Origin of the sequence: Bacillus cereus group sp. BfR-BA-01524, from assembly GCF_022662595.1 — a bacterium.
Taxonomy (GTDB): Bacteria; Bacillota; Bacilli; order Bacillales; family Bacillaceae_G; genus Bacillus_A; species Bacillus_A thuringiensis_S.
Genome location: NZ_JAKUDW010000100.1, coordinates 1 through 18,169, shown reverse-complemented (window position 1 = coordinate 18,169; position 18,169 = coordinate 1). Strand labels below are relative to the sequence as shown.

The following is an 18,169-nucleotide window of genomic DNA, read 5'->3' as shown; positions in this document are numbered from 1 at the left end:
TACACACTGCCCACAAGCAATACATTGATTTGGATCATATCGATAAAATGGATGTGACATATCCACTTCACACGCACTTACTTTCGGCTCATACGGATATTTCTGTTCCTCAATCCCCATCATATGTACTGTATTGTGGACTTTACAGTTACCATTATTGTTATCACAAACGGTACAATACAATAAATGATTCTCTAATATTCGATCCATTGCCTCAGTCTGTGCCTCTTTTGCACGCCGGGACTGTCTTTCGATATGCATACCGTTCTCTAATTTTGTTGAACAAGCACGCAATAACTTTCCATTTACTTCTACAATACACGTATCACAAGTTTGAATTGGATCTACTTCTGGTACATGACAAATTTGAGGATGTTCCAAATTACTCTCGTTAAATAATTGTAGTATCGTCTTTTCACCTGATGCAGAAAATTCTTTACCATCGACGGTTACACGGACTGTCTGTTCTGCCATAGTTTCCCCTCTCCTTACAACCAACTGTACAACACAATTATGAATCCGTTTTCAAAATCGCATTACTGTACATATTTTTGAAACGCTCTACCCAAATACTTTCTTATGAAGTCGATTCTAGATGTTATAAGGTATAACTACGAAAGCTTGAAAATATCACTATTCTACAGTTCTATTATATCGTACATATACAATAATAACCAAAATAATCTGTGATCTTCTTGCTAATAGGTGTTTTTATTTTTCCCATTGTTTTATGATAAATGTGGGAGAGAAATACATATAAAAGGGGAATTAAATATGGGGCCTACGCAAGAGACTTATACAATTGTACGCTATCAATCTGGTACATTTTCAAAACAACTTGATGAGATTGTTACAGAATCTCCTATTACTATTAAATTGAATGGTGAAGAATATGTAACAGTCGTATGCACACCAAATTATATTGAAGATATGGTAATTGGTTTTTTAATTTCTGAGGGGATTATTTCTTCCTATAAAGATGTCGAAGAACTATGGGTTCAAAAGGATAACGGAATTGTCCATGTAAAATCATCAAAAGTGAATCCGCTCTATCAAACTTTATATAATAAACGATACATCACTTCTTGCTGCGGAAAAGGTAGACAAGGTTTTATTTTCGTAAACGACGCAGCAAAAGCAAAAGACTTACATGATATACATGTAAAAATTACTCCTGAAGAATGCTTTCACTTAATGAATACCTTGCAACAATCTTCTACTACATTTCGCCAAACTGGCGGTGTTCACAATACCGCGCTATGTGATCGAAACAATATCCTCCTATCAAGAATGGATATTGGAAGACATAATGCATTAGATAAAATATATGGTCATTGTTTGCGTAACGATATATCCATTAAAGGAAAAATCATCGCATTTAGCGGACGTATTTCATCTGAAATTTTACTCAAAGTTTCAAAAATCGGATGTGAAATTGTTCTATCTAAATCCGCTCCAACAAAACTGGCATTGCAGCTTGCACATGATTTAGGCATTACAGTTGTAGGGTTTATTAGAAATGAATCTTGTAATATTTACACACATCCAATACGAATTGATGGCTATCAATCCAATGTTTAAAAAATAACTCCTCAATTGAGGAGTTATTTTAGTTATAAAAATGTAATATATTAAACACTTGAATAGTTAATAAAGTTAATATATAATTTCATTACACAATTAAAACAAAACATTGTAGCATATATCTTTTCATTCTTTTACAAATTAAAAGAGAATACTAACAAAAAACACATACTCAATCTTATAAAAAGTAATGGATTTATTTGAAATCCACCAGGGAGGTTACAACTATGGAAATTCGCTTATTAACAACAGAGGACGCAGAAATATATTTAAAAGTTTGTATGGAAGGTTTAACGAAGAATCCGGAAGCTTTTAGCTCTTCTTATGAAGATGTTCTTAAACATGAAGATCCTGTGGCTGCTATGGCTAAACGATTAAGCAATCCGGATAAGTATACTCTAGGTGTCTTCAAAGATAATGATTTAATTGGTATCGCTACTTTAGAAACAAAACCATTTATTAAACAAGAACATAAAGCAAAAATTGGCTCCGTTTTTGTTTCTCCAAAAGCACGTGGTCTCGGAGCAGGACGAGCTCTAATTAAAGCAATTATTGAAAATGCCAATAAATTACATGTAGAACAACTCATGCTCGATGTTGTAGTTGGTAACGTTGGTGCCAAAAAACTATATGAGTCATTAGGTTTCCAAACTTACGGCGTACAAGAGCGTTCATTAAAACATAACGGTCAATATTGGGACGAGGAACATATGGTTCTGTTCTTAAATGATTAATACTTCAATATAAAGTGAAACTTTACTCAGCGGAAGATTTTTCCACCCCTCACTGAGTATTAGTTGAACCAATCGGACTTTTACGGGCAGTAACTCCCACCTAACTCCCACCTAACTCCCTCGTATTCGCCGAATTTTAAGGTGGGAGTTACTGCCCGCAAATAGCGGGGGAGTTTTCAAAAAGCATCTTTCTTAATAAGAAAGGTGCTTTTTTTCATTACAACAATGTAATCTTCATGTCACCTTTATCGATCGTACCAATCCTTACCATTCATTATACTAAAAATATAAAATGAAACTTTACTCAGTGTGGAACCCCCTCTCACACTGATCGCATGTACTTGATATGTAGAGGAGAATGTGACATGAAACAAAACAAACGAGCTATGCTTTTAATATTTACTACAGCAATTATAACTTCTGGATTAGCAATTTTACCTTGGTTTATTATATGAACACTCCCCCTAACAACGAAAAAAGCTGATTGCTTCTTAAGAAGCAATCAGCTTTTTTTATATTATAAAATCCCCAAAATTTTATTTACGCAACTTATAATAATAACCATAGATACGGCAACACACATTACAACCGTATTACGATCTTGCTTTTCTTTTTTTGAAATTTCTTCTTTTGAATTCATGTGTATGATCTCCTTTTAAAAAAAGTGTGAGATAGGAAATTTTTCTTATCCGATGCGAGGTGAATACGAAAACCCTCTCTATCTCACATACACAATAGAATGGAATTGTCATTTTATAAATAAAATGACATGACGTTATGTCGCAACATAGGGTATTTTGTGTCGCTACGTTTTCTATTATAAAAAATAGTTGTGCAAAACTAGTGCATTTTTTATGTCAATTACTCTGAGCGAAAAAATCAGCCCTCCATTCAATCACATAAAAAGAGTTTTTTATTATTTTCATGTAAACTATACAAGTAGAATGAACAGTTTGGGGTGCACAAGATTATGGTAAAAATTTTATTAGTAGACGATGAAGAACGTATGTTGCGATTATTAGATCTGTTCTTAAGCCCTCGCGGCTATTTTTGTATGAAAGCTACCTCTGGCCTTGAAGCACTAAAATTAATCGAACAAAAAGAATTCGATATTATTTTATTAGATGTTATGATGCCTAATATGGATGGATGGGATACTTGCTATCAAATTCGTCAAATTTCCAACGTTCCTATCATTATGTTAACAGCTCGCAACCAAAACTACGATATGGTGAAAGGCCTTACTATGGGGGCAGATGACTATATTACAAAACCATTTGATGAGCATGTATTAGTCGCACGAATCGAGGCTATATTACGCCGTACAAAAAAAGATGGCTTTGTTAGTTTCAATGGTATTGAGTGGGATAAAACGAAACATACTGTCACAGTTTATGATGAAAAAATCTCATTGACACCTATCGAATTTTCGTTACTCGGGCTATTTTTGCAAAATACAAACCGTGCTTATAGCCGAGATGATTTAATCGAGAAAATTTGGGGTTATGAAACAGATATCGAATATAGAACCATTGATTCACACATTCGTAATATCCGTGATAAACTACGCAAAAAAGGATTTCCAATTGAAGATTACTTAGAAACGGTCTATAAAGTCGGATATAAATGGAAAAGTGAATAATTACTTCGGTCAGTGGGAAATCGTATACCACTGACTCTTTATTATGAATAAGGTATGGTGAGAAAATGAGTAAACTTTCCCTTAAAATTGGGACATACTTTTTAATATTAGCTTTATGTATTGAAACAATTGCTTTCGTATCTTTTTATAAAAGCATATCAACAATGCGTGTGAAAGAAGAAACCGATGCTCTATTAGAGAAAGGTAATCGGTATCGTGATAAGATTGTAAACCGTGCAAGATGGAATGAATATTCTAAACAACAGCAATACACAGAACGTCCTAAACATCCTCGGTATCAGGATTTCACTATCGAACATGCGGCTGAAGATTTAATCGGTTCCGAATTAATTGCTAATACTGATATAACAATCGTTATAACTGACAATAACGGCAAAATTATTTCTAACTCCGAACCCGTAACGAAAGAAATGAAAAAACAACTTACTTGTAAAACAGAACTTATCCCAAATAGCGGGTTAATTGTAGAAAGAAACTGGAAAAAATCAAAATTCATTTCAACAGTAAGTCCACTTGAAATTCAAGGATTTCAAGGTAATTTATATATGTTATTAAAGACGTCTTTCTTAGAAAAGATGTTACTTAAACTACTGCATCAATTTCTTATCATTAGTATTTTGACGATTATTTTAACGACTATTTCTGTCTTTGTTTTTTCTCGTGTTATTACTGAACCGCTTATAAAAATGAAGAAGGCAACAGAAAAAATGTCAAAATTAAATAGGCCAATTCAATTAGGTATTAAACGGAATGATGAACTTGGAAGCTTAGCAAAAACAATTGAAGATTTATCGAGTGAACTTACGTATATGAAAAAAGAGCGCAATGAATTTCTCGCTAGTGTCGCTCATGAACTATTAACTCCATTGACCTATATGAAAGGTTATGCGAAGGTAGCAAAGAGAGACTCTTTAACAAAAGAGGAGCGAGAAGAATACTTACAAATCATTGAGGATGAAACGGATAGTGTAACCGATCTCGTCCAAGATTTATTTATGCTTGTACAATTAGAACAACACCAATTTGTTATAAAAAAACAAAAAGTACTTCTTCAGCCATTTTTAGAACGAATGGTAGAAAAAACAAAAACAACATTAACAAATAAGCAAATGCAACTTGATGTATATTGCAAAGATGATTTAGAAGTTTGCATAGATGAAAGGCGTATGGAACAAGTTATGTTAAATTTATTACACAACGCTTATCAACATTCGCCAGAAAACACGTCTATTATGATACGTGTACTCACGGAAACAGATTCTTTTACAATAAGTGTACAAGATGAAGGTGAAGGTATTCCTGAAGAAGATATCCCGCATATTTTTGACCGTTTTTATCGTGTCGATAAATCTAGAACACGAGCTACAGGTGGAAAAGGCATCGGGCTAGCTGTTGCAAAAGAAATTGTGGAATTGCATAACGGTTCCATTCTAGTAACAAGCAAATTAAGTGTAGGAACAAACTTTATAATTGAGCTACCTTTTGAATAATATGTGTGTGAAAACACCAGTAGTAGTAAACACTACTGGTGTTATTTTGTTCATAAAATCAGCTCATATAAGCTAAGCTTTTGAAATTATTCTTATTTCAATATAAAATAAAGGTACATTTGCAAAGATTTGGAGGGTGATATAATTGGATATCCATGTATTAACAAAAGACGAAGCGGAAATTTACTTAGAACTTCGTGTAGAAGGATTAAAGCAAAACCCTGAAGCTTTCAGCTCTTCTTATGAAGATATTATTAATAAAGAGTGTGCGATTGAATATAAAGCACAAAAATTAGCACAAGATGAAAACTATACGCTAGGTGCATTTAAAGATGGACAATTAATCGGAGTTGCAACGCTGGAAACGAAACCATATGTAAAACAGGAACATAAAGCTAAAATCGGTTCTGTATATGTGTCTCCAAAAGCACGCGGACTTGGAGCAGGAAAAGCACTTATTAAAGAATGTCTTGAACTTGCTAAATCTTTAGAAGTAGAACAAGTTATGCTTGATGTTGTTGTTGGCAACGATGGAGCAAAAAAACTTTATGAATCATTAGGTTTTAAAACATTCGGTGTACAAGAACGTTCATTAAAATATAATGGACAATATTGGGACGAAGAGCATATGGTCTTATTCTTAGATGAAAATAAATAACAAAAAACATCCTCTCCTATATGAGGATGTTTTTTACTTTTTTCTAGACCACGCTGTATTTAATAATTGAATCGCTTTCGCAATTTCTTCTTCTGATAAAATCGCAAACCCAAGTAAAACTACATTTTCAGGTGCAGTACCATCTTTATAGTACGTAGAAACAGGATATATTTTAATACTATGTTTTGCAGCTTCTTTAATTAATTCTTCTTCCCGCATTCCATTATGCACCTTTAATAAAATGTGTAATCCCGAATCCTCTCCTATCACTTCAACACGATTTGAAAAATACTTTTCTATTTCAAAAACAAGTCGATCTCTCTTTTTTCGGTAGACGACACGCATTTTATGAATATGTTTTTCCCAATATCCTTCATTTAAAAATCTTCTAATCACTTCTTGATCCATTCTTGAAACACTTTGTGTATAAAATAAATATTGCTGTTGATACCTTTTAATTAATTTCTTCGGCAACACCATATAGCTCATCCGTAACGATGGTAATAATGCTTTAGATAGCGTACCCATATAAATAACTTTCCCCTCTGTATCTAACCCTTGCAGCGCTGGTATAGGCTTTCCCGAATAGCGAAATTCACTATCGTAATCATCTTCAATAATATACCTACCCTCTTCTTTCTTTGCCCATTGTAAAAGCTGCATCCTTCTCGTAATAGGCATTATCATTCCATAAGGAAACTGGTGAGAAGGTGTAACAAATACAACATTCGCATCGCTATTTTCTAAATCTGCAATACAAATTCCATCTCTATCTAAAGATAACATTTGGACCCTTGTTTCTCCCTGTTCAAAAACGACCATTTTCCTATGATACCCTGGATTTTCAACTGCATAATTGCTTCCCTTTAACAATTGAAAAAGTAGTTTCACTAATATTTGTGTCCCCGCTCCTAATACAATTTGACTAGCTGAGCAACGCACTCCTCTAGATTCATACAAATATTTCGTAATCTCTTCCCTTACACTCAATTCCCCTTGGGGGTGTCCCAGAAAGAGAAGATTATTATTATGCGGCTGCCATACTTCATTTACAATTTTCCGATACATATTGAATGGAAAAGCATTTGTATCAATTCCTGTTTGTGTAAAATCAAATTTGTAACTCTTCTCCTGAAACGATACTTCTCCTATTCTCTCTCCTCTATCTTCTACATGAACAATTTGCTCAATCTCGCAAACAAAATAACCTCTTCTCGACATCGACTCAATATAACCTTCTGCAAGTAATTGTTCGTACGCTGCCTCTACTGTATTTTTACTTACTTGTAAATGTATCGCTAACTTTCGCTTAGCCGGTAATTTCGTAAAAGGGACAATCGATCCATCTTTAATCTCTTTTTTTATATACTCATACAATTGCACATACAATGCCTTTTTACTATTCATATTTAAATTAGGCGTTAATTCTAACATAATATCTGACCCCTTAATAAAACTAAAATCTGATACTTTTTACAGTACCAGATTTTATATATAATTCCTTTTATCATGTCACACATAAAAAATCAAATACCTGAGAGGAGAAACATGATCATGAACAATAATAGACGTATCGGACTCATTATGATTATTACAGGAGCTACATTATGGGGATTATCTGGTCCAATGATTCAGTGGCTATTTCAGCATACTAATGTATCCTCAATTGATTTTTTAACAATTCGATTGTTGCTTGCAGGAATATTTATTTTGTCTTTCTTACTTATAAAGAAACAAAACATATTTCAAATTTGGAAACACCCTAGATATTATATACAACTTATTATTTTCTCTATTCTCGGCATGCTTGGTGCGCAATACGCCTTTATCGAAACGGTTCATATTAGTAACGCCGTCACAGCAACGCTATTTCAATTTCTAGGTCCTGTTCTTATTACCGTGTACGTTGCATTTGAACAAAGAAAATTCCCTGCTTCCATGCAACTATTCGCAATTATAGCCGCGCTAATAGGAACATACTTTATTATTACAAATGGCTCAATTGAAAATATTGTTTTATCTAAAGAGGCTATTATTTTTGGACTATTAACAGCAATCGGATTTGCATTTTATACCCTTCATCCGGCTTCTCTCATTAAAGAATGCGGGACAACTGTAGTAATTGGTTGGGGGATGTTAATCGGAGGAATTGCACTACTTATTTATAATCGTTCATTCGGGTGGAATCAATTTTCACAAACCCTTACACTAAAAACTTTTTCTATGCTTATTCTTATCATTATTAGTGGTACCCTTTCTTTCCTTCTATATATCGGTAGTCTTAAATATTTAGCAGCAACAGAAACAAGCATTTTATCTAGCATTGAACCCCTTGTAGCTGCCATCGTTTCAATCACTTGGCTAAATGAATCTTTTGGAACATATCAATTATTAGGCGGCGTATGTATCGTTCTGTCCGTTATTTTTTTGACGATGCCTCAAAAAGAAAACGAACCAACCTATACAACGGAACAAGTATAAAGTAAAACTTTAATCAGTGGGGGAGGCTATCTCCCACTGATTATTAACCTACACCAATCGGGCTTTTACGAGATAAAAAATGTCAAAAGAGGTCGTACAAAACTTACGACCTCTTTTTATACTTTAAAGGAATTGTCCCGCCTTCTAGCAAATACAATTACACTAACAATAAAAACTAGGAGTGTGGCACCATGAAAAAAATCGGAACTATGCTACTTCTCTCCTTCCTCATCACTGGATGCGCACAAGCACAACCTGATTCAAAAGCACCTAAAACAGAAGCTGTCACAACGTCATCCACTCAAGTGAACGCACCTTCCTTCTTTCACCTTAGTGTTTTAAAAGATGTAAATTGGGAAGAAGCACCCTCATTCATAGACGGAAAAATACCTTTAAAAGGCATCGAAGGAAAAATCGCAATGGCTGATAGTCCTATTATCGCAAATGAACAAAATGAAATAATGTGGTACTTTCTAGATTCTGAAATACCAACTGGAAAATTGTCTATTATTGCGCTAAAACAAGGATCTGTAACTCCAATACCAATACTCTTTCAAAAAGAAATTTCCAAGCAAACGTGGACTACTTCAAATACAATCGATTCTACTACAAACGAACTCCCTCTCACTATGTCACTACCTTCATCTGGATTATGGCTATTAAATATATACGTGAATGAAAAATATTATGATCAGTTTGTAATCACCGCTGAGTAAAGTGACAAAAATAAACCACTTTCTTACAACAATGTAATTTCTACGTCATGTACTTCGATAGTTGAATTATCTCTCTTCTCTTATACTTAAAGTAAGAAATGAAACGAGGAGAGATGAGAGATGAAAAAAATGATAGAAGTGATCGTAGCAGTAACTGAGGTTTTAGTGAATGGTAAACAAGTTGCAATGGAATTAAATAAATAGTGAAGAAACATAAATAATTCTACACTTCTTCATTATTTTGATTTCTTATCTCAAAAAAGCAGTGCCTTTTTAGGCACTGCTTTTAGCTATTAATAACTTGGTATTTTCGTAATTTGCGCCACGCCTGAATCAATAGCTGCTTTCGCTACTGCTTCTGCAACACTTGGAACAACTCTTTTATCTAATGGATTCGGGATTACATAATTCGCATTACGTTCTTCGTCCGTAATAATGTTAGCGATCCCATATGCTGCCGCTAATTTCATCTCTTCTGTAATATCAGTCGCGCGCACATCTAACGCACCGCGGAATATTCCGGGAAACGCCAATACATTATTTACTTGATTCGCATAATCCGAGCGCCCAGTTCCTACTACAGCTGCCCCAGCCTCTAATGCATCCTCCGGGAAGATTTCTGGAATTGGATTCGCCATTGCAAATACAATTGCTTTCTCACTCATCGTCTGTACAAGTTCTTTCGTTAATACGTTAGGAGCAGATACACCAATAAAAATATCAGCTTGGTGAATCGCTTCTTTTAACGTTCCACGCACATGTTCACGATTTGTCTTTTTTGAAACTTCAATTTGCGCTTCGTTCATCCATGTTTCACCTTCACAAACAATACCTTCTAAGCTAACTAACGTAATGTGCTTTGCACCAGCCTTTAATAATAATTTTCCAATTGCAATTCCTGCCGAACCCGCACCGTTAATAACGATTTTCACATTATCCATTTGTTTGCTAACAACTTTTAATGCATTAATAACAGCTGCTAAAACGACAATAGCTGTTCCATGTTGATCATCATGGAATACAGGAATATTCGTTTCTTCTTTTAATCGTTTTTCAATTTCAAAACAACGCGGTGCTGCAATATCTTCTAAATTAATCCCTGCAAATGTAGGCTCTAAATTTTTTACAAGGGTAACGATTTCATCTACATCCGTTGTGCCTAAACATAATGGGAAAGCATCTACATTCGCAAATTTCTTAAATAAAATACTTTTTCCTTCCATAACAGGCATTGCCGCTTTCGGTCCAATGTTTCCTAAGCCGAGTACCGCTGTTCCATCTGAAACAACTGCCACCATATTGCCACGTGCTGTATAGTCATACACTGTTTCTTCATCTGCCGCAATTGCCTTACAAGACTCCGCTACACCTGGTGTATACGTCAGGCTTAAATCATCCGCTGAATTTACTTCTACTTTACTTGTAATTTCAATTTTCCCTACTAATTCTTTATGCAATAACAATGATCTTTCATTAATTTCATTTTCTAACATACTTATAATCGCCCCTTAATTTGACAAGCTAGCTATATGAATATAGCTAGCTTGTTTGATCATGAAAACATTTTTAATAATATTGTCGCTGTTACAACCATTGCTGCCCCGCCTAAACGAGTCGAAATTTGCGCGAACGGCATTAATTCCATACGATTTGAAGCTGATAAAATAGCAACATCTCCAGTTCCACCTAAACCGCTATGACATCCAGTTACAATCGCCGATTCAACTGGATACATTTTCATCACTTTCCCTACAAGAAAACCTGATGCTACCATCGTAAGAACAACCGATGCGCACACAACAACATATCCTACTGAAAGAACTGCTGCTACGTCTTTTAACGGAATATATAGCAATCCTAATCCAACCATTAAAGGCCAAGTTAAATTCTTCGAAATAAATTTATATAAATGGAATGCTCCTTGCTCCATTTTTGCTGGCATTAATTTAAAATATTTCACAAGTGCTGCTGAGAAAATCATAATGATTGCCCCAGGAATACCGATGAACTTAGAAGCAAATCCTCCGAAGATGAAGAACGTACACGCAATTAATAAACCTGCTCCCATTAATGAGAAGTCAATTGGCTGCTCTGTATTTTGTTCTTTTAATAATTCTGCTTGATTGTCTGTTTTCACTAATACACCGTTACCACTAAGCTCCGGTTTCTTCTCACCTAAACGCTTCATATACCCTGCACTTACAATTGCGAACATATTTCCAATAATAGCTGCTGGAATAAGCTGTGATACAAACGTTGCTGATGATTCATTTAAAATATCACTATAAGCTAGCGACAATGGTAAAATCCCTTCCCCGATACCACCACTCACAATTGGTACGATGATAAAGAAGAATGTCTGCTTCATTTCAAATCCAAATAATGAACCGACCAATAATCCTACTGCTACAGAAGCTAACGTCCCTACTACTAAAGGAATAAACATACGAACGAAACCTTGTACTAACACTTTACGGTTCATTCCTAAAATACTTCCGACTACTAAACAAGAAATATATAAATATAAAAAGTTCGATTTTTTCATTAACATAGTCGCAGCTTCCATTGAAGCTGGATTCATCCAGTTAAAAAATACAAGTAATGATGGAATAAATAACGAAAGTATTGCTGGACCGCCGATATTTTTTAAAATTGGAATTCTCATCCCAATATCTCCTAAGAAAATCCCCATAATCATAATAACTGCAAATCCACCAATCATATCTGCTGGCAATTTATTATATACAGATGCCCCATAAATAATAGCAGCCAATACTACATATAACGGTAAAGGTATAACACCGATTTTTACATTCATAATTTTAGAAGCGAAAGATTCTCTTTGTACTTCATTTCCTTCAGAAAATGATACCGCTTCCACATTCTTTTGAATTCCCATATGGCACCCCCTCGTTTTCTTAATAACAATATTAAAACGCTTTCAATAGTAAAAATAGTTTTTGTAAGTTTTGTAATTGATTTTGTAATTAAAAAAAGTATAAGCGACTTATACTAAGTCGCTTATACGTAAAACTCTATTTTCTTTTGATCAACACATCTTAATTTACTTACAGGTCTTCCCACATGTTGGTACATCATTTCGTTTTCTAACACCCCAATGTCAGTCAAAAACATTACATATTTTCGAATAGAAACTCTTGAAATTCCAACTAATTGTGCCATTTCATCTGTTGTAAACACTCTTCCATTCAGCGACTCGATCTTCTGCCAAATTAATTGCAACGTTTGCTTCGTTAACCCTTTCGGAAGCTCTTTCGTGACAATAGGCTCCCTTTTTTCTTTTTGTAAAATTAACGAATCTAATTCCGATTGACTAATTTTTTGTTGTTCTTTCATGAAAGTAAGTTTTTCTCGATATATAGTTAATGCCTCTTTAAATCGTTCAAATGTAAATGGTTTAATTAAATAATCTACTACGCCATATTGTAATGCTTTTTTAATACTCCCCATATCATGTACAGCTGAAATCATCATAATATCGATTTCTTTTTCTTGGTTCCGAATATACATTAAAAGCTCAAAGCCAGTCTCTTCAGGCATAAAAATATCAAGTAATACTAAATCTACTCGTGATTTCTCTAATACTTCTATCGCTGACTTTACTGAGTTAACTGCTTGAACAAGTTCAAACCCTCCTACTTGCTCTAAATAATGCGTATTTAACATTGCTACCATCGGGTCATCTTCTACAATTAAAACTTTAATCATATTTGCCTCTCATCCCTACCTTTAGGTATTTCAATCGTTATCGTTGTTCCCTTTCCTACTAATGAATGCATATGAATTTCCCCATTTATTCGCTGTATACTTTCTTTTACAAGATACAGACCATAACCGCGGTTATCTCCCTTTGTGGAATACCCTTTCGTAAATAATTCCTCTATTTCTTTTTCTTGTATACCTTTTCCCGTATCTTGTACTGTAATAGTTAATATATCCCCATGTTGTATCTCAACTTCAACTCGCTTCTTTTCACAATTCGTCACTGCCTCTAATGCATTATCAATTAAATTTCCGACAATCGTAATAAGTTCATGAGTAATACTTTCATCATCTATTTCCGGCATATAAGAATCTTCACTTATAATTAATTTTATATTTTTCTCTCTAGCATAGCTGAGCTTACCGAGTAAAAAACCAGCAAATACTGGACTTTTTATTCTTTTCATAACTCCACCAATTTCATATTGATGCTCTGATACCATGCCGCTTATATACTTCTGTAATTCTTCATACTGTTTCATATGTGTAAGCCCTAATACGACATGCATCTTATTCATAAACTCATGAGATTGTGCCCGTAATGCTTCTGCATATAGTCTAATACCAGTTAGTTCCTCTGCTAGTTTTCTAATCTCTGTTTTATCACGAAATGTTGCAATTGCACCAACTATTTCTCCTTTTACATATAAAGGAACTCGATTCGTCACAATCGTAATTCCGTAAATATTTTGTTCTTCGTTTAATTGTACTTCTCCCGTTTGCAATACTTCTTTTATACGTGAATTTGGCATATATAACTCAACATCTTTACCGATAAAATCTTCTTCAAGTCCGCTTTTTTTAAATAGACGTTTCGCTTCATTATTAATTAGCGTTACTCTAGCCTCTTTATCGACAGCAATGATACCTTCCTTTACAGATTGTAGCATCGTATTTCTTTCTTCAAGAATTTTTGCTATCCTGTGCGGCTCAAGACCGAATAAACTTTTCTTTATATGTCTAGCTAGTAATATTGCTCCTACAATCCCGACTAACACGCCAACTCCGACACCAATATAAATGATATATCTACTTTCCCTAACTCTCTCTTTTACATTATCTGCTGAAATACCAACGGCCACTGCTCCAAGTTGTTCACCTGTTTCAGAAAATATTGGTACAAACACGCGCATGGAAATACCTAAAGTTCCTTCTGCTAACGATACATGTTCTTTTCCTTTCAATACAGGCCCTTCATCCCCGCCAATAAAATGATGACCTATTTTTTGAGGATCTGGATGAGATTTTCTTATTCCATCCATGTCCATAACTACAATAAATTGAACACCTGTGTTTTTTAATATCCTATTTGTATACGTTTGGATTGCAGAGGTATCTGCTTTCCCAACCAGACCATCTATTACAATCGAATCATTCGCCACAATGTGTGCAATTGTTTTTGCTTTCTCTGCTTGGCTATCCTCCGTCGTCCGTTCCACATTATGACTAATTAATATATCTGTCACAAGTAAAGAAAAAATTACAACTGTACAAACTAACAATGTAATCGTTTTCCATAAATTCCATAGTCTTTTTCTTTTTTTCATCCCATTAATGACTCCCCTAATTGCTGAATAGAAAAATAAGTAAGGTGATATTATTTTCACCTTACTTATCTGCTGTTATTATACTTTAAATTTACTAGTCATCGCTTGTAGTTCTTCTGCCATCTCAGCTAAGTTTTGCGAAGCTGAACTAATTTCTTCCATGGAATTAACCTGTTCTTCTGTTGAAGCTGCAACACTTTGCATACTAGCTGTATTTTCTTCTGCAGCAGCTGCAATTTCATCAATAGCATTTGTCACTTCATTTGCATCTCCAGCAATTCTCTTCGTTGTTTCTACCATTTGATTAACTTGAGAAACAATATGTGTAGTAGAACTTAAAATTTCCGTAAAACTTACTTTCGTTTTTGTTACAACATCAAGGCCTTCTTGGACTTCTCCATTCACATTATCCATTGCCTTAACAGTATGTTCAATATCCGCCTTAATTTCTGCAATTAAATTTGCAATCTCTCCAGATGACTCTCCTGATTGCTCTGCTAATTTTCTAACCTCATCTGCTACAATAGCAAATCCTCGTCCCTGTTCACCTGCTCTTGCTGCTTCAATAGCCGCATTCAAAGCTAATAAGTTCGTTTGAGTAGCGATGTTTTGAATTGCTTCAGAAATAGCTCCTACCTGCTTTGATTTCTCATCAAGAAGTTTAATAATAGCATCTGACTCGGATACCGATTTAGAAATAGATTGCATTTGTTTTGCGGTTTGTTCAACTAAATCTTCTCCCTCTTCAGCTCTTTCTCGCGCATGTAATGAGGAAATAGAAATTGACTCTGCGCTGCCAGTTACATCTTGAATTGCTGTATTTACTTGTTGTAATGTAGCCGCCCCTTCTTCAACACCTTGACTTTGTGATTCAGCGCCACCTGATACTTGTTCCATTGCAATTGTAATTTGGTCTGTCGCATCATTTGCTTGCTGTACACTCGCTGTTAACTCTTCTGCCGATGCTGCAACATGTTCTGCTGAAAAGCTAATTTGGGTAATAACATCTTGTAAAGACGTAGACATTTCATTAAATGAATCCCCTAATTTCCCTATGTCATCTTTGGAATGGATTGTAATTTTCTCTGTTAAATCTCCCTTACTAATTTTATATGCCGATTCAGCTATTTTTCGTAATGGCCTTGTAATAGACTTTGTAATGAAATAAATTAATACACTACCAAATGCAATAGCAATAGCAATGACAATCAAAGTCTTATAAAACACTGGATTGGCAGCTTGGGTAATTTCTTCATCGAACATAACTCCAACTACTTTCCAGCCTGTTTTCTCATTTGTTGCAAAGATTAAATTCTTTTTATCATCTTGTTCTGTATAAGACACATTTCCTTGTTTATCTTCATAAATTGGTTTAATCCAAGGATCAGTAACTTTTGCACCTGGTTTTCTAGATGGATGACTAACAATTTGCTTATTTTGATCTAAAATAACTGCATAACCTTTTTCACCAATGTTAATCATTTTGGAAATTTTTAAGATGTTATCTAAGTTTAAATTAATTCCTATAACACCTTTACCATCTTTTACTTCTTTCGCAATCGTCACTACCATATTTTTTGTAGATGCTGACTGATATGGCGCAGTAACAATTACTTTCCCTTTATTTTCATGTGCTTCTTTATACCAAGATCTATCTGTTGGATTATACCCATCAGCCATTTGAATAAATGGTTCTCTTATAAACTTTCCCGTCTCTGTTCCAATATAAATACCTTCTACTTCTGGATGAAGCTTTATATATTGTGCTAACTTCGTTCTTACTATTTCTTCTTGTCCGTTTGGATATGTATCCTCTGTTAAGATGTCTGCAAAGTACGTCGCATCAACAAATTTCTCTTCTATATTTTGAGAAATAACAGTATTTAAAACTGAAATATTCTCCTTTGCTTTATCTGTCATTTGATGTTCAAAATTTGTTTTGGCAGTTTGATATGAAACACCACCGATAATAATTCCTGGTATAGTTAAAATAATAAAAAATGAAATGATTAATTTTTTCTTGATACTCATACATTTAACCCAGTTAAATATTTTTTGCATAATAAGCCTCCTTTATGTAATGTGGATACTTGTGTCATTTTATACAATTAACATGTATAAAACAATATATAATGATAAAATGTAATTTTTTCTTCAATTATGCATTTTTGCATATTCATTCCTTATACGTATTTTAATCATAAAAATAAGAGAACTTTAGCATTATATATGCTAAAGTTCTCTTATTTCTTAACAGCGTCTACTCTATAAAACTTCTCTTATAATCCTCAAATGTTTATCCTTCACCTTATAGTCATATTACTAAAAATCTTCGTCCTAATTTATTTAGCGCTCTTTACATAACTAATTGCCTGACTTCCCATTTGTACCCATGCCTGTTCAAAGGTTTCTCTCGGTACTTTTACATCTAAGCTATCCTCAAGTGGATCTCGAATATATACAGATTCCTGATCATACCCAATAAGTACAACACAATGTTCATTATACGTAATAGAAACATCTCCACTATTTGTTTCCCATGTAGTAAATTCATCTTCATCTAATGGTGCAAATGTTGCATTTGTGATCATGACTACAGGTTGCCCTGCTTTTACACTCTTATAAATTTCTTCTATATTCTTCCCTGTTAAGTCTACAGCTTTATTAGGTAAATATTTTTCCGCTAACTGAAAAAGTGGCCCATGATATACACCGTATCCTGATTCAGAGAATGTATAAATATTACCTACAAATCCTTCATTCGGATTCCCGCGCACACCATCTTCTATAAAATTAACTTTTTTTATTTCATTTGCTAACGTCATCTTATCTACTGAAACACCAGCGTATTGTAACATCATCGCTAAGCTTGTCACTTCACAACCTCTATCTAGCTCTGGTAATTGCTGAATTAATGGTACACTTGATAAAATGACCTTTTCATCATTGTTACTAAATTCCGATTCTTTTCCGTTTTGTATATTGAAGAATGTCAACTTCTCCACATACTTTGTAATTCCATTTGTATATACACTCCATACCGCTATAGCTAGTAATGATATACATATATACCACTTAAACTTCCGTATCACTCTCACGCCCTTTTTAGTTCGTTAAATAAGAATAAAATGCGTCAGCATCCGTTCGAATCACTGGTACAAAATTTAGTTCTTTTTCTCTCTCAGGTTGATTTTTTTTTATTTTTTCTGTTAGCTCTTGAATATTCATGTTCGCTTTGTCCATATTAAGCTCATCTGCCAATTGTAGCACCTTTTGTTCATTAATTTCTCTTAACACTTGATATATATCTTTACCGTACAAATCAATATGATATTTTTTTGCTTCTTCCTGTACTTTTTGTTCGTACACTTCTTGTGCTAACTCTTCAATTTCTTTTCCTTTTTGAGAGATGTCTAACTTCCCTGCTGCTTCTCTTACTTTAGTCCCATAAATTTCTTCCGCGATGTCTTCAATTTCTTTTCCATTTGTTGCAATACCTAATTTATCTGCTTC

16 protein-coding genes and 2 pseudogenes are annotated in these 18,169 nt (G+C 34.2%); 7 read left to right on the top strand and 11 right to left on the bottom strand.

Going from position 1 to position 18,169, the window contains the following annotated elements:
* On the bottom strand, positions 1-474 hold a 474-nt coding region (locus tag MR170_RS25120; RefSeq protein ID WP_242309772.1), incomplete at its 3' end, for a 2Fe-2S iron-sulfur cluster-binding protein.
* A 300-nt stretch (positions 475-774) separates the two neighbouring features.
* Here MR170_RS25120 and fdhD point away from each other — a divergent pair.
* Both fdhD and MR170_RS25110 read left to right on the top strand, forming a co-directional pair.
* Positions 775-1,581: a formate dehydrogenase accessory sulfurtransferase FdhD gene (gene fdhD / locus MR170_RS25115; RefSeq protein ID WP_043935536.1), complete on the top strand. Its 807-nt coding sequence runs from the start codon at positions 775-777 to the stop codon at positions 1,579-1,581.
* A gap of 230 nt (positions 1,582-1,811) precedes the next feature.
* A complete protein-coding gene (locus tag MR170_RS25110) occupies positions 1,812-2,318 on the top strand; it encodes a GNAT family N-acetyltransferase (protein ID WP_016083577.1) in 507 nt (168 codons plus the stop codon).
* Positions 2,319-2,835: 517 nt separating this feature from the next.
* Here the strand turns inward: MR170_RS25110 and MR170_RS32335 are convergent.
* Positions 2,836-2,958: a hypothetical protein gene (locus MR170_RS32335; protein ID WP_001085006.1), complete on the bottom strand. Its 123-nt coding sequence runs from the start codon at positions 2,956-2,958 to the stop codon at positions 2,836-2,838.
* A gap of 330 nt (positions 2,959-3,288) precedes the next feature.
* Between MR170_RS32335 and MR170_RS25105 the strand changes: the two genes are divergently transcribed.
* The 3 genes from MR170_RS25105 to MR170_RS25095 all read left to right on the top strand — a co-directional run bounded on the left by MR170_RS25105 (position 3,289) and on the right by MR170_RS25095 (position 6,129).
* On the top strand, positions 3,289-3,960 hold the full coding sequence (locus MR170_RS25105; RefSeq protein ID WP_000238956.1) for a response regulator transcription factor: 672 nt from the start codon (positions 3,289-3,291) through the stop codon (positions 3,958-3,960).
* 65 nt (positions 3,961-4,025) lie between these two features.
* A complete protein-coding gene (locus MR170_RS25100; RefSeq protein WP_016083578.1) occupies positions 4,026-5,471 on the top strand; it encodes a HAMP domain-containing sensor histidine kinase in 1,446 nt (481 codons plus the stop codon).
* Between the two features lie 145 nt (positions 5,472-5,616).
* Entirely contained in the window at positions 5,617-6,129 is a 513-nt protein-coding gene (locus tag MR170_RS25095; protein WP_000351216.1) for a GNAT family N-acetyltransferase, read from the top strand.
* A gap of 33 nt (positions 6,130-6,162) precedes the next feature.
* Here the strand turns inward: MR170_RS25095 and pdxR are convergent, their stop codons facing one another.
* Entirely contained in the window at positions 6,163-7,563 is a 1,401-nt protein-coding gene (gene pdxR, locus MR170_RS25090) for a MocR-like pyridoxine biosynthesis transcription factor PdxR (protein ID WP_043935537.1), read from the bottom strand.
* Between the two features lie 120 nt (positions 7,564-7,683).
* On the opposite strand from pdxR, the gene MR170_RS25085 reads away from it, so the two are divergent.
* Positions 7,684-8,610, top strand: coding sequence for a DMT family transporter (locus MR170_RS25085; RefSeq protein WP_043935539.1), 927 nt, complete (start codon positions 7,684-7,686; stop codon positions 8,608-8,610).
* Between the two features lie 191 nt (positions 8,611-8,801).
* Positions 8,802-9,326: a DUF4871 domain-containing protein gene (locus tag MR170_RS25080; RefSeq protein WP_029441531.1), complete on the top strand. Its 525-nt coding sequence runs from the start codon at positions 8,802-8,804 to the stop codon at positions 9,324-9,326.
* A 293-nt stretch (positions 9,327-9,619) separates the two neighbouring features.
* Here the strand turns inward: MR170_RS25080 and MR170_RS25075 are convergent, their stop codons facing one another.
* The 8 genes and pseudogenes from MR170_RS25075 to MR170_RS25045 all read right to left on the bottom strand — a co-directional run.
* A complete protein-coding gene (locus tag MR170_RS25075; RefSeq protein WP_029441530.1) occupies positions 9,620-10,819 on the bottom strand; it encodes an NAD(P)-dependent malic enzyme in 1,200 nt (399 codons plus the stop codon).
* Positions 10,820-10,878: 59 nt separating this feature from the next.
* On the bottom strand, positions 10,879-12,225 hold the full coding sequence (locus MR170_RS25070) for a 2-hydroxycarboxylate transporter family protein (RefSeq protein WP_029441529.1): 1,347 nt from the start codon (positions 12,223-12,225) through the stop codon (positions 10,879-10,881).
* A gap of 122 nt (positions 12,226-12,347) precedes the next feature.
* Positions 12,348-13,055, bottom strand: coding sequence for a response regulator (locus tag MR170_RS25065; protein ID WP_016083584.1), 708 nt, complete (start codon positions 13,053-13,055; stop codon positions 12,348-12,350).
* Entirely contained in the window at positions 13,052-14,656 is a 1,605-nt protein-coding gene (locus tag MR170_RS25060; RefSeq protein WP_016083585.1) for a sensor histidine kinase, read from the bottom strand. Before MR170_RS25060 ends, MR170_RS25065 begins: the two co-directional genes overlap by 4 nt.
* A gap of 78 nt (positions 14,657-14,734) precedes the next feature.
* Positions 14,735-15,553 carry a methyl-accepting chemotaxis protein gene (locus MR170_RS32805; RefSeq protein WP_434180230.1) on the bottom strand — a complete coding sequence of 273 codons (819 nt, stop codon included), beginning with the start codon at positions 15,551-15,553 and terminating at the stop codon, positions 14,735-14,737.
* A gap of 120 nt (positions 15,554-15,673) precedes the next feature.
* Positions 15,674-16,576, bottom strand: a pseudogene (locus MR170_RS32800) (HAMP domain-containing protein); the annotation flags it as partial.
* Between the two features lie 422 nt (positions 16,577-16,998).
* A complete protein-coding gene (locus tag MR170_RS25050; protein ID WP_043935541.1) occupies positions 16,999-17,754 on the bottom strand; it encodes a C39 family peptidase in 756 nt (251 codons plus the stop codon).
* Between the two features lie 7 nt (positions 17,755-17,761).
* Positions 17,762-18,169: pseudogene (locus MR170_RS25045) on the bottom strand (transporter); the annotation flags it as partial.

What these genes read in the sequence shown, in the direction of transcription:
- MR170_RS25100 (WP_016083578.1), top strand. Translation starts at nt 4,026, where the DNA reads ATGAGTAAACTTTCCCTTAAAATTGGGACATACTTTTTAATATTAGCT.
- MR170_RS25085 (WP_043935539.1), top strand. Translation starts at nt 7,684, where the DNA reads ATGAACAATAATAGACGTATCGGACTCATTATGATTATTACAGGAGCT.
- MR170_RS32805 (WP_434180230.1), bottom strand. Translation starts at nt 15,553, where the DNA reads ATGGAACAAGTATCAGGTGGCGCTGAATCACAAAGTCAAGGTGTTGAA.
- MR170_RS32335 (WP_001085006.1), bottom strand. Translation starts at nt 2,958, where the DNA reads ATGAATTCAAAAGAAGAAATTTCAAAAAAAGAAAAGCAAGATCGTAAT.
- MR170_RS25070 (WP_029441529.1), bottom strand. Translation starts at nt 12,225, where the DNA reads ATGGGAATTCAAAAGAATGTGGAAGCGGTATCATTTTCTGAAGGAAAT.
- MR170_RS25060 (WP_016083585.1), bottom strand. Translation starts at nt 14,656, where the DNA reads ATGAAAAAAAGAAAAAGACTATGGAATTTATGGAAAACGATTACATTG.
- pdxR (WP_043935537.1), bottom strand. Translation starts at nt 7,563, where the DNA reads ATGTTAGAATTAACGCCTAATTTAAATATGAATAGTAAAAAGGCATTG.
- MR170_RS25110 (WP_016083577.1), top strand. Translation starts at nt 1,812, where the DNA reads ATGGAAATTCGCTTATTAACAACAGAGGACGCAGAAATATATTTAAAA.
- fdhD (WP_043935536.1), top strand. Translation starts at nt 775, where the DNA reads ATGGGGCCTACGCAAGAGACTTATACAATTGTACGCTATCAATCTGGT.
- MR170_RS25105 (WP_000238956.1), top strand. Translation starts at nt 3,289, where the DNA reads ATGGTAAAAATTTTATTAGTAGACGATGAAGAACGTATGTTGCGATTA.
- MR170_RS25065 (WP_016083584.1), bottom strand. Translation starts at nt 13,055, where the DNA reads ATGATTAAAGTTTTAATTGTAGAAGATGACCCGATGGTAGCAATGTTA.
- MR170_RS25080 (WP_029441531.1), top strand. Translation starts at nt 8,802, where the DNA reads ATGAAAAAAATCGGAACTATGCTACTTCTCTCCTTCCTCATCACTGGA.
- MR170_RS25075 (WP_029441530.1), bottom strand. Translation starts at nt 10,819, where the DNA reads ATGTTAGAAAATGAAATTAATGAAAGATCATTGTTATTGCATAAAGAA.